Origin of the sequence: Pseudomonas wadenswilerensis (genome assembly GCF_900497695.1) — a bacterium.
GTDB classification, from domain to species: Bacteria; Pseudomonadota; Gammaproteobacteria; order Pseudomonadales; family Pseudomonadaceae; genus Aquipseudomonas; species Aquipseudomonas wadenswilerensis.
Genome location: NZ_UIDD01000007.1, coordinates 705,393 through 718,092, shown reverse-complemented (window position 1 = coordinate 718,092; position 12,700 = coordinate 705,393). Strand labels below are relative to the sequence as shown.

Below are 12,700 nucleotides of genomic sequence, written 5' to 3'. Positions count from 1 at the left end.
CGAGCATGGCCAAGCGCGCCCGCCCAGCCGCCTTTATCGATGATCCACTGTGGTACAAAGACGCGATCATCTACCAGGTACACGTCAAGTCCTTCTTCGATTCCAACAACGACGGCATCGGTGACTTTCCCGGCCTGATCGCCAAGCTCGACTACATCGCCGAGCTTGGGGTCAACACCCTGTGGCTGCTGCCGTTCTACCCTTCGCCTCGCCGCGACGATGGCTACGACATCGCCGAGTACAAGGCGGTGCACCCCGACTACGGCACCCTGGCCGACGTCAAACGCTTCATTGCCGAGGCGCACAAACGCGGCCTGCGGGTAATCACCGAGCTGGTCATCAACCACACCTCCGACCAGCACCCGTGGTTCCAGAAGGCCCGGCGCGCCAAGCCGGGGAGCAAGGCCCGGGACTTTTATGTGTGGTCCGACAGCGACCAGAAGTACGACGGTACGCGGATCATCTTCCTCGACACCGAGAAATCCAACTGGACCTGGGACCCGGTGGCCGGCCAGTACTTCTGGCACCGTTTCTACTCGCACCAGCCGGACCTCAACTTCGACAACCCGCAAGTGCTCAAGGCGGTGCTCGGGGTCATGCGCTACTGGCTCGACCTGGGCGTCGACGGCCTGCGCCTGGACGCCATCCCGTACCTGATCGAGCGTGACGGCACCAACAACGAGAACCTGCCCGAAACCCATCAGGTGCTGAAGAAGATCCGCGCCGAAATCGACGCCAACTACCCCGACCGCATGCTCCTGGCCGAAGCCAACCAGTGGCCTGAAGACACTCAGCTGTATTTTGGCGAAGGGCAGGGCGACGAATGCCACATGGCCTTTCACTTCCCGCTGATGCCGCGCATGTACATGGCCGTGGCCCAGGAAGACCGCTTCCCGATCACCGACATCCTGCGCCAGACCCCGGAGATTCCGGCCAACTGCCAGTGGGCGATCTTCTTGCGCAACCATGATGAGCTGACCCTGGAAATGGTCACTGATCGCGAGCGCGATTACCTGTGGAACTACTACGCCGAGGACCGCCGCGCGCGGATCAACCTCGGCATTCGCCGGCGTCTGGCGCCGTTGCTGCAACGGGACCGGCGGCGGGTCGAGCTGCTGTGCAGCCTGCTGCTGTCGATGCCCGGCACGCCGACCTTGTATTACGGCGACGAGATCGGCATGGGCGACAACATCTACCTGGGCGACCGCGATGGCGTACGCACGCCAATGCAGTGGTCGATCGACCGCAACGGTGGTTTCTCCCGTGCCGACCCTGCGCGCCTGGTGCTGCCGCCGATCATGGACCCGCTGTACGGCTTCCAGGCGGTCAACGTCGAAGCTCAGGCCCATGACCCGCACTCGCTGCTGAACTGGAACCGGCGCCTGCTGGCGGTCCGCAAGCAGCAGAAGGCCTTTGGCCGCGGCACCCTGAAGATGCTCACGCCGAGCAACCGGCGGATCCTCGCCTATATCCGTGAGTACACCGGCCCTGATGGCAAGAGCGAGATCATCCTCTGCGTCGCCAACGTATCGCGCGCTGCGCAGGCGGCGGAGCTTGAGCTGCAGCAGTACGCCGACAAGGTGCCGGTGGAAATGCTCGGTGGCAGTGCCTTCCCGCCAATCGGCCAGTTGCCGTTCCTGCTGACCCTGCCGCCCTATGGTTTTTACTGGTTCCTGCTGGCTGACAAGGACCAGATGCCCAGTTGGCATGTGGAACCGGCCCAGAGCCTGCCGGAGTTCACCACCCTGGTGCTGAAAAAACGCATGGAAGAGCTGCTGGAAGCGCCGTCACGGGTCACCTTGCAAGACGGCATCCTGCCCCAGTACCTGCCCAAGCGCCGCTGGTTCGCCGGCAAGGAAACCCGCATCGAACAGGTGCAGATCATCTATGGCGTGCGCTTTGGCGCCGCGACCAGCCCGGTGCTGCTTAGCGAGATCGAAGTGCAGGGCGGTGGCCAGAGCAGCCGCTATCAATTGCCATTCGGCTTGATCGCCGAAGAGCACATCAACAGCCCGGCGCCGCAGCAACTGGCCCTGGCCCGGGTCCGTCGCGGTCGTCAGGTGGGCTTGATCACCGATGGCTTCGTCCTGGAGAGCTTCGTGCGCGCCGTGCTCAGCGGCTGCCGGGACGGCTTGCGTCTGCCCTGCAGCGAGGGTGAGCTGCGTTTTGAGGCCACCGGGCAGCTGGCGGCGCTGAACCTGGGGGACGACGCGGTAGTCCGCTACCTGAGCGCCGAGCAGTCCAACAGTTCGGTGGTGGTCGGCGCCAGCCTGGTGCTCAAGCTGATCCGCCGGGTCAACCCCGGGGTGCACCCGGAACTGGAAATGAGCGCCTACCTGACCACCGCCGGTTTTGCCAATATCTCGCCGCTGCTGGGCTGGGTCAGCCGCGTGGACGCCCAGGCCCAGCCGCATCTGCTGATGATCGCGCAGGGCTACCTGAGCAACCAGGGCGACGCCTGGGACTGGACTCAGAACAACCTGGAACGGGCCATTCGCGACGAGATGGAGCCTTCGAGCAAAGACCAGGATGTGCACACCGATGCCCTGCAGGATCTGGCCGACTTCGCCGCCTTGCTCGGCCAGCGCCTGGGCGAGATGCACCTGCTGCTGGCCGCGCCCAGCGCCGACCCTGCGTTCCAGCCGCGGGCCAGCACCCGCCGCGACAGCCAGGCCTGGAACAAACAGGTCGGTGCCCAGCTGACCCGCGCCCTGGACCTGCTGCTGGAACACCGTGCCAGCCTCGACAGCGACAGCCAGGCCCTGATCGACGATCTGCAACAGCAGCGCAAGAGCTTGCTCAAGCACATTGCCGAACTCAGCAAGCAAGCGGTGGGTGGGCTGTTGATGCGCGTGCATGGTGACCTGCACCTGGGCCAGGTGCTGGTGGTTCAGGGCGATGCCTACCTGATCGATTTCGAGGGTGAACCGGCGCGGCCACTCGATGAGCGCCGGGCCAAGCACAGCCCGTACAAGGACGTCAGCGGCGTGCTGCGTTCCTTCGACTATGCTGCAGCGATGGTGCTGCGCAGTGCTTCCGCTGTCGACCTTTCCGAGGCTGCCCGCCAGGCACGTCAACGCGTCGCCCGGCGTTACCTGCACCAGGCCCGGCATGCTTTTGTCGAGGCTTATGGTCTGGCCAGTGCGGCCATGCCCCATGCCTGGGAGCATGGCGACGGCGAGCAGGCGGCGCTGGCGTTGTTCAGTCTCGAGAAGGCCGCCTACGAAATCCTCTACGAAGCCGAGAACCGTCCGAATTGGCTGGCCGTGCCTTTGCATGGCCTGCATGGTCTGATCAGTACCTGGGGAGAGCAGTAAATGATTCAACGCAAGCGCGAGGAAGGAGGACTGGGGCAGCGCGATATCGATGCCCTGGTAAGAGCCGAACACACCGACCCGTTCGCGGTGCTCGGCCCGCACCCGGATGGTGCTGGTGGCCAGTTTGTCCGCGCCTATCTGCCCAATGCCCTGAACGTGCGGGTGTTGGCTCGCGACGGCAGTCGCGTATTGGCAGAGCTGGAGCAGGGCCCGGTACCGGGGTTGTTCATCACTCATCTGCGGGAGCCGCAGCCGTACCTGTTGCAGATCAACTGGGCGGGCGGTGAGCAGATCACTGAAGATCCGTACAGCTTCGGGCCACTGCTCGGCGACATGGACCTGTACTTGTTCGCCGAGGGCAATCATCGAGACCTGTCCGGTGCCATGGGGGCGCAACCGGTGACGGTCGAAGGTGTCGACGGCGTGCGCTTTTCGGTGTGGGCGCCGAATGCGCGGCGGGTCTCGGTGGTGGGCGATTTCAACAACTGGGACGGGCGCCGTCACCCCCTGCGCCTGCGCCATCCGTCCGGGGTCTGGGAGCTGTTCGTGCCGCGCCTGCAGGCTGGCGAAGCCTACAAATACGAAGTGCTCGGGCGCGAAGGCATCCTGCCGCTCAAGGCCGACCCGCTGGCCCGTGCCACCGAGTTGCCGCCGAGCACCGCCTCGAGGGTCGCCGGCCCCCTGGCCCATGACTGGCAGGATCAGACTTGGATGCAGCAGCGCGGCGAACGCCAGGTCACCAGCGCGCCGCTGTCTATCTACGAACTGCACGCCGGCTCCTGGCAGTGCGAGCTGGACGACAACGGTGAAGTGGCACGCTTCTACAACTGGCGCGAACTGGCCGAGCGCCTGGTGCCGTATATCCAGCAACTGGGCTTCACCCATATCGAGCTGATGCCGATCATGGAGCATCCCTTTGGCGGCTCCTGGGGTTACCAGCCATTGTCGATGTTCGCGCCGACCGCGCGCTACGGCAGCGCCGAAGACTTTGCCGCGTTCATCGATGCCTGCCATCAGGCGAGCATCGGGGTGATTCTCGACTGGGTGCCGGCGCATTTTCCGACCGACACCCACGGCCTGGCGCGCTTCGACGGCACCGCCTTGTACGAGTACGACAACCCGCTGGAGGGTTTCCACCAGGACTGGGACACGCTGATCTACAACCTTGGCCGCACCGAAGTGCACGGTTTCATGCTGGCCTCGGCGCTGCACTGGCTCAAGCATTTCCATATCGACGGCCTGCGTGTCGATGCCGTGGCGTCGATGCTCTACCGCGACTATTCACGCAAGGCTGGGGAGTGGGTGCCCAACCGCCACGGCGGCCGCGAGAACCTGGAAGCCATCGACTTCTTGCGTCACCTCAACGACGTGGTGGCGCTGGAAGCCCCCGGTGCCCTGGTGATCGCCGAAGAGTCCACGGCCTGGCCGGGCGTCAGCCAGCCGACCCAGCAGGGCGGCCTGGGCTTTGCCTACAAGTGGAACATGGGCTGGATGCACGACACCCTGCACTACATCCAGAACGACCCGATCCACCGCACCTATCACCACAACGAGATGAGCTTCGGCCTGATCTATGCCTATTCCGAGCATTTCATCCTGCCGATTTCCCATGACGAGGTGGTGCACGGCAAGCACTCTCTGATCGACAAGATGCCTGGCGATCGCTGGCAGAAGTTCGCCAACCTGCGCGCCTACCTGACCTTCATGTGGACCCATCCGGGCAAGAAGCTGCTGTTCATGGGCTGCGAGTTCGGCCAGTGGCGCGAGTGGAACCATGACAGCGAACTGGACTGGTACCTGCTCAAGTACCCCGAGCACCTGGGCGTGCAGCGCCTGGTCAGCGACCTCAACCGTTTGTACCGCGACGAGCGGGCCCTGCACCAGCAGGACTGCCTGCCGCAAGGCTTTCAGTGGCTGATCGGCGATGATGCGCACAACAGCGTCTATGCCTGGCTGCGCTGGAGCGCTGACGGCGAGCCGTTGCTGGTGGTGGCCAACTTCACTCCGGTGCCGCGCGAGAGTTATCGCATCGGTGTGCCGTTTGGCGAGCGCTGGGTCGAGGTGTTCAACAGCGATGCCGAGGGTTATGCCGGGTCCAATTACGGCAACCTCGGTGAAGTGGCCAGCCAGGCGTTGTCCAGCCATGGCCAGCCGTTGTCGCTGGGGTTGAACCTGCCGCCGCTGGGGGTGTTGATTTTGCGCCCGCAATGACGGCTTGAGCGTTCTGTACAAGCCCGGGGCCGGGTATCGGTGTCTACTGCGCTTCCGGTTTTTCATGGAAGCGCAGCCATGCCCTTGGTCTCCAACCCACCACTGAACCGTCAGTACACACCGACCGAGTACCTTGTCAGCGAACAACGGCCGGCGGCGGTTGCGAATCTGTCCGGCACGAACCTGCAACGTGTTGCCCAGGCCCTGCGCACGGCCGCGGTTGAAGAAAACATTGCCATGACCCTGCTACCGGGGCTACTGGTGGCCAGTGGTGTGCTCGAATGCAACACCCTGGTGCTCGAGGGTGTGGATGGCCAGGTGCTGTACGGGGTCGACATTACCGATCCGGCTTGCCTGCTGGAGCCTGGACAACTGGACGCTGTGCAGCTGGAGCAGGCTGCCAGGATCAGGCTGGAGCCTACGCGTATCGGTGCAGTAAGCCGCGGTGAATACCGTTCACTCGACCTTGAGGGCGATGCTTTCTTCAAGGTGGTGGTAGCCATGGTCAACGACTGTGATCCGCAGTTGATCACTGATCAGCAAGTAGCAGAGCTGCGCAATGAATTGGCCGAGCGGGTACTGGCGGATCCGCTGATGGCACGGATCTGGGCGCAGGCGCACCCCGCGGTTGAGGAGGTGAACCCGCAAGGCGCGCCGCTCAACCCGGCAAGCCTGGTGATGCGCGCTAGCGTCCTGGCTGCAATCCCCGCCAGCTTCGGGGTGTTCGGTGCCTTTGGCTTGCCGGTGGTGCTTGGTGCCTGGTATCTGGGGTTGCCGATGGCGGCAGCGGTGCAGTTGGGTAACCAGTCACAGCGGGACACCCGCGAGGCGCTGGTGTTGACGCTCGCCAGGAAACTGCCCGGGCTCGACGATGCTCAGTTGCACATCCTGCTGCAGGCACTTGACGGGAAGCTGGCCGATCTGGATCTTGAAGTCGTTGTCGACAACCTCAGGAGCCAGTTCGCACAGCGCGCCCCGAACATGACGGGCAATGAGCTGCTGGAGCGCATCAATCCCTGGGACTGGTTGCGCGATACCCGCGAAAAGGAACAGTCCAGACCCGACCTGAGCCTGAAGCCGACGCTCTTGGGGGCAGGGCTTGAGTTACTGGTGGGCTGGGGTGCGCCAGGCTTTATACCGGGTGAAAAATACTATGCCGGCAAGCCCCCTTTGAATTTGAAGCAGCTTACCCAGGTTGTTCGCGAGCAGGATGGCAGCGAGCGTGTCGTCACCCAAGCAAAGGATTCGGCAGTCGCGTATTCCTCAGCAGGATCATTCGTCGCAGCAGAGGAATATACTCAACCGGCGGTCCAACTGCCCTGGCGTTCGGAGCCTTGGCAGGTGCCGCTGGTTGAGGCGCAAGGCAAAAGGCGACAAGCACGCGAAGCCCCCACCTCGACGTCTCAGGCCCAATTGCTAGCGGATATCCAGCGCTTGCAAAAGCACAATCAGCAATTGGAGCGTCAGGCCACGCGGCTACGCAAGCGCGCCGCAGCAGCGCCCGCCTATGCCAAGCAAGCGGTTCCTGACCTGTTGGGGCTGGTCACGGTAAAAGCCGTGCTATCGCTTAAGGCAGAAAAGTTGCAGCGCGAGGCGCTCAGGGCTGCGTTCACCATCAGCGAGCGCTACCGACAACTGCAGGGCTTGAAGCAGCCGCAGCCGAAAGACACTGGCACTGTGGCGGCTCCCGCGCTGGACACTTCCCAAACCACGGGGCTGGTCCTCGGCCAGGCGCAGCATATCGACGAGACCATCATCCGCTGTTTGCAGCAGGATGCGCAGGCAGCAGGTATGGATCCGCGGTCCATCAACCTGGCGCTGCTGAACCAGACGCTGTCCTTTCAGCCGAAAACGCCGGTGACTTTCCTGGGCAGCGCCAGTCATTCACGCAAGGAAGTGTTCAGCGTCCGTCAGGTAGCCTTGGGTGAGCATCAACGCAACCTCGTAAACTACGTCGATCAATTGCCGTCAGCCTCACCTGGGCTACCCGCGCCGCTGCTGCCACTGGTCCTCGATGCTCAACTGCGTACTCGCGTGCAGGCCGCGGTGATGGAGGACTTTGTCCAGTTGGCGAGTGATGACGCGTTCAAGCAGCAATACCAGAGCTTTGCCCATCACCGTTTCAATGGCGTAATGACACGACTGCTCGCCAGCACCAATGGCCCCTTGCGCCATGTTCTTGATCGTTGGGTGTCGGGTGATCTGGTTGCCGAGGTGGTAAAGGTCACGGACAAGGTTGTACCCAATCTACTGGCGGTGAGAGACCACGCTGGCGGCTTTCTGGTTTCACTGACCACTGGCAGTGTATATCCGTGGGTGGCCGACGATACCTCGGTTGCCCTGGAGCGGTTCATCCGCTCGCATCTGTCGGATTTTGACAACGGCGTGATCGAGCGCACCGCCATTATCGCCAAGCGCTCGCTCAGGCTGACCGATGTGACTTTTTATCAATCGCAGTTGACCTTTGGCGGTGGTGAGGTCATGCCACAGTTGCTTGCGGCTGATCTGGAGATGATCAAAAGCAACCTCAATAGCGCGGTCTTCACTGCCCAGGAAGAGAATCAGCAACGCTGGACGCAGGCTGCAGAACGCCTGATGCAGTTCGGCACGACCTTGGTCTCGATGGTGGTAATGGTGCCATTCGAAGGCTTGGCGATGCCGATGGCACTTGCCTCGATGGACGTGGCACTGGCGGCGGGCACTCTGTACTTCGATGAGCGGATGCTGGACGTTGCTGATCGGGGCGATGTCTACCGCCAGGCCCAGGCGGATATTGCCCTGGGCAAGCTGACGTTGGTTTTCGTCGGCGCTGGCGATCTGGCGGTCCTGGCCAGGCCTGTGGCTCGCGCGGTGTCGGCAGCGGCGCACTTGGCCGCCGACGTGCGCAACCTGGTCGCGCTGATTCGTTCATCTTCGCTAACCGAAGGCTACAGCAAGTCGCTGGACCTGTTGATCAGCCTGTCGCCCCGCCAGCGTGCGCTGATGCTGGCGCAACTGAATTTGGTGCCGGCTGCCATCAGTGACGCTGCCGGCCCGCTGGAAGGCGTTCTGCATCTGCAGCAACGCGCCGGGGTGATTGATGCGCAGACGCTGCAACGGCTGGTGAGCCTGCCCGGGGCCGATACTGTCGAGGGGTTTCTGGGGGGGAGCGGTCAACAGCTTTATTGCCTGGATGACATCAAGCGCCTGCCAGCCGGTTACCGCGTAGTGGTATTGGCAAAGGACAGCAACAAGGTGCTGCAGGCGGGTTTGAGCCTGGGCGAGGGTAAGGTCATCAGCCTCGATAACAGTGCGCTCACCTTGGGTGAATCGGTCAAAGGCTGGCATGAGCTGAACCTGGCGGATGCTCGGTTGCTGAGGTTCGAGCGACAGGCGGGCAAGCTGGCGGACGGCCGCGACGTACGGATTGTTGTCGAGCACGCTGCGCCCGAATTCAGGGCCGAGGAGCTGCGCAGTGCACAAGCAGCCAGTCTCAGTGAGTCGCAAACATTGCTTGAGCAGGGCTTCCTCGCCGATTTGCGCAAGTATCCGAAAGTCTCGCGCTTGCTCGCCACCGGCAAGCAACGCCCTGGCCCGCTTTTGCGAACAGTCAGAGCCTACATGGCAAAGCACGGCTTCTTCGATATCAAGGTCAGGGTGGTGCACAGCTGGGACAAGGTCAACAAGGCCAGTAGCAGCCATTTCCTGTTGGTAGGTCGTCACCCGGAGCACGGTCACATGGCTTTCGACCTGATGGCTGCCCGGCGCACCCGCCTGGACCTGGAGCCGATGGTTGTCCCCGAGCCGGTCTGGGCGGCCCGCTTTCAACAGGCTGGCGGCAACCGGCTGATGAAATACCAGGATTTCGTCGATCTACCCAGTGCCAGGACGTCGGCGCGGTTGGCACGCAGCACGGCAGCCACTGCGTATCAGGAACGGTCCGTCTTGTTGATGGCTCCGGATTTCTACAAAGTCGAGTCGGGGCGTGAATGGGTACGAACAGAAGAGCTGCTCGGGGGAGGGAATTTTGCCCGTCACGAGCTCATGCCGGCAAAGCAGGTGGAGCAACGTTACGCCAAGCTGTGCAAGGACTGGCAAAACCTCAGCAACAAGAAGACGGAGTTTCAACAGGGACTGCGGGATTACGGAATGCTTACCGTCCCCGGTGTGGATCTGCGCGCCCGGCGTGATCTGGTGCATTTGAAACGGCTGTTCATACGTCCCGATTCGAACCTCACACCTCATCAACTTGGCGCACTGGCAGGCAGGATCAATCGCTTGGAGCTTGAGCAGCACTGGCAGCAAGCCTTCGCCCGTGCCGGAGCTCATGGCAGAAAGCTGCGTCTGCATGGGGCGAGGAGTTACCGGCCGGCGCCGCAAATCCTGGTGACCCGCCCGGACAACGGCCGCTGTCTGCCATTGGCACGCACCATGGCTGTAGCACTGGAAGGGGGCAGCGAACACGCGCTGATGGACAGGATGTATCTGGTGGCGGCGGATGCCCAGAGCAGCGAAGCGGTTCTGTTCAGCAAAGCGCTTGGGGTGCTGCACGGTAGCGGTGGGTCTGCAGTGAGGACCCTGCCAGGCAACCTTGAGCTGGAGGCAGTCATCAAACGCCTGGCGGATGAGCGACACAACGCCTATCTGCAGATCAATACCCCCAACCATTCCATGCTGATGGCCGTGCGTCAGGAACAAGGGCGCTCGGTATTCCACTTCTATGACCCCAACATCGGCCTGATCTCGGCCGATTCCTTGTCGGGTTACAGCTCGGTACTTAAGCACTACTTTTCCCAAAGACCCATGCTTAGTGCTTATGGGCTTGCTGTGCCTGAGTCGCTGCCACACTTTCGCGTCGAGGTCATAGACCCGGCGGCCATGCAGGCGGTGCCGCTGAATCAGGGCCTGACGGTCAAGGACCTGGGTGCGGCACCGGCGCTGTACAGTCGCACGCGCTGGTAATAGCGCGCCTTTACCAGCGCACCCTGATCCCCAGGTTGCCGATCAAGCCATTCAAGTCATTGTCGTCCACATCGCTGCTGTAATCGGCACTGACAAACAGCGCGACCTTCGGCGTTACCCGCGCCACCAGGCCCAACCCCAACTCGACGGTGGCGGAGTTGCGTCCGCTACTGATCTTGTCGACCTGGCCCAGGCTCACGGTTTCAGCGTTGGTGAAGTCATACCAGACGTTGGTACGTACGAACGGCTCGATCGGCATGCCGTGCACGTTGTAGCGTGCCGACAACCTGGCACCGACCCGCCCGGTCCAGTTCGGTTGCTGGTCGAACGCTTCCTGGGTGTCAGTCTGGCTCTGGCTGCCCGGAAAGTACTGCTGGTTGATCAACTGCGCTTGCGGCTCCAGGGTCCAGTTGCTGCCCAGGCTGATGGGGTAGCCGCCTTCGATCGACAGCGTCAGGGCATGGCCGTTGCCGTCCAGGCGCTGGCCGGTTTCGCTGCGGCCATTGATATCGAAGCGTGTACCCATGGCCACTGCATCCAGGTGCCAGCCCTGGTCGTGGGTCATGCTCCAGTACACACCCAGGCTTTCACCGTCGAGGTTGACGACGGTCTTCTGGTCACCGACCTGGGGTCTGCGCAGGCCGTCAAAACCGCTTTGCAGGGTGCTGTGGCCGACGAAGAAACCGGCACGGTGAGTATTGCCGCCGGCTGTTTCACGAATGAACAGGTCCGGGCTGATCTGCAGGCTCTGGTTCGGGGTATCGAGTTGATCGATTTCCGGGCCCGGGGTACGCACCGGCGTCGGGAAAAACTGCGCCCACTGGCTGGCGATGCTGTCGGTGGCGGCGGGGGCGTTGCGCTCGGCCAGGCGCTCGGAAAAGGCGCCAAGGGCACCGAGGCCCAAGCCGCTGGCGCTGACCGGGGTCAGCGAGAGTACAGGCTGGGCTTGCACAAGATTAATCAACGGGTCGTTATCCTCCAGGCCCAATGCATGGGTTTCCAACGGGGTTGCCAAGAGCAGCGACGTGGAAACCGCATAGAAAACATACTCAAAGCCCGTAGGATTTGGAGTTTTTTTCATGGCGGATCTCCTCTGTGTTTAACAGCCAAGGTCTGGCCTGATGTCACGGCTGTAAGGCATAACCAGAGGGCGACCCAAACCAGCAAACCGCTCCCTGCCACGCGCTGAAAAGCGCGAGCTAGAGGTTCGGAATGGAGTCTGCAGTTGCTGCATTACTTCTAGCTAAGGAGAGGACGGGGCGTGCGTCAAGAAAGCGTGAAACAACCGTTATCAAGCTATTGGAAGCGCCAATAGGCTGAAATCAAACAAAAATATATATCTGATAGCCGCAACCGCTCTTTCCAGGGTCGCGGCTATGCCGAATCATTGCTAAAGCTGCACTTCCACCGCCAATGGCAGATGATCGGAGAGGTGACTCCAGGGCTTGTTGCCGAGGATTTGCGGGGCATGGCTGTTGGCATTGCGCAGGTAAATGCGGTCCAGACGCAGCAGTGGCAGGCGGGCAGGGTAGGTTCGTGCGAGCAGGCCGTGATGGCGCTCGAAGGCTTCGTGCAGGTCGCGGTGCAGGTTCAGGGTGCGATTGCCGCGCAGTTTCCAGTCGTTGAAGTCACCCGCGATGATCACCGGGGCGTCGGCCGGCAGCGAGTCCAGCAGCCGCCGCAGCAGTTGCAGCTGTTTTTGCCGATGACTTTCGAGCAACGACAGGTGCACGCAAATGGCGTGCACCTCGCTCTGCCCGGGCACGTCCAGCACGCAGTGCAGCAGCCCGCGGCGCTCGGGGCCGGTAATCGAGACATCAAGGTTGCGGTGTTCGATGATCGGGTACTTGGACAACAGCGCATTGCCGTGATGGCCGTCCGGGTACACGGCATTACGCCCGTAGGCGAAATCGCTCCACATGCTATCGGCCAGGAATTCGTACTGCGAGGTCTGCGGCCAGCCGGCGTAGCGCGCGGCATGGCGGTCGTGGGAACCGAGCACTTCCTGGAGGAAGACGATGTCGGCGCGGGTACTGCGCACCGCTTCACGCAGTTCGGGGAGGATGAAGCGGCGGTTGAAGGCGGTAAAGCCCTTGTGGGTATTGACGGTCAGTACCCGCAGGCGCTTGATCGCAGCAGCCTGGCGGGCAGTGGCGGTGTTGCTGGTGTCCGATTCGACGCTCACGGTTACTCCTAGTCGACAAATCTATAGCATCGGACTTGCCGGGGAA

General features: G+C 62.4%; 5 protein-coding genes. 3 read left to right on the top strand and 2 right to left on the bottom strand.

Translation table 11 applies throughout. The features are described 5' to 3' along the window. Positions 1-5: 5 nt before the first annotated feature. The 3 genes from treS (at position 6) to CCOS864_RS14265 (ending at position 10,469) form a co-directional block, all read left to right on the top strand. A complete protein-coding gene (gene treS / locus CCOS864_RS14275; protein WP_115086899.1) occupies positions 6-3,317 on the top strand; it encodes a maltose alpha-D-glucosyltransferase in 3,312 nt (1,103 codons plus the stop codon). Next, positions 3,318-5,528, top strand: a complete 2,211-nt coding sequence (glgB, locus tag CCOS864_RS14270) for a 1,4-alpha-glucan branching protein GlgB (RefSeq protein WP_115086898.1) — start codon at positions 3,318-3,320, stop codon at positions 5,526-5,528. A gap of 78 nt (positions 5,529-5,606) precedes the next feature. Then, positions 5,607-10,469: a hypothetical protein gene (locus tag CCOS864_RS14265; protein WP_115086897.1), complete on the top strand. Its 4,863-nt coding sequence runs from the start codon at positions 5,607-5,609 to the stop codon at positions 10,467-10,469. A 10-nt stretch (positions 10,470-10,479) separates the two neighbouring features. On the opposite strand, the gene CCOS864_RS14260 is transcribed toward CCOS864_RS14265, so the two are convergent. Both CCOS864_RS14260 and CCOS864_RS14255 read right to left on the bottom strand, forming a co-directional pair. Further along, positions 10,480-11,550 (bottom strand): autotransporter domain-containing protein, encoded by a 1,071-nt coding sequence (locus CCOS864_RS14260; protein ID WP_115086896.1) that lies wholly within the window; start codon positions 11,548-11,550, stop codon positions 10,480-10,482. A gap of 309 nt (positions 11,551-11,859) precedes the next feature. Then, on the bottom strand, positions 11,860-12,654 hold the full coding sequence (locus tag CCOS864_RS14255) for an endonuclease/exonuclease/phosphatase family protein (RefSeq protein ID WP_115086895.1): 795 nt from the start codon (positions 12,652-12,654) through the stop codon (positions 11,860-11,862). Positions 12,655-12,700: the final 46 nt, after the last annotated feature.

Coding starts and splice junctions, on each gene's coding strand:
- treS (WP_115086899.1), top strand. CDS start 6: ATGGCCAAGCGCGCCCGCCCAGCCGCCTTTATCGATGATCCACTGTGG.
- glgB (WP_115086898.1), top strand. CDS start 3,318: ATGATTCAACGCAAGCGCGAGGAAGGAGGACTGGGGCAGCGCGATATC.
- CCOS864_RS14265 (WP_115086897.1), top strand. CDS start 5,607: ATGCCCTTGGTCTCCAACCCACCACTGAACCGTCAGTACACACCGACC.
- CCOS864_RS14260 (WP_115086896.1), bottom strand. CDS start 11,550: ATGAAAAAAACTCCAAATCCTACGGGCTTTGAGTATGTTTTCTATGCG.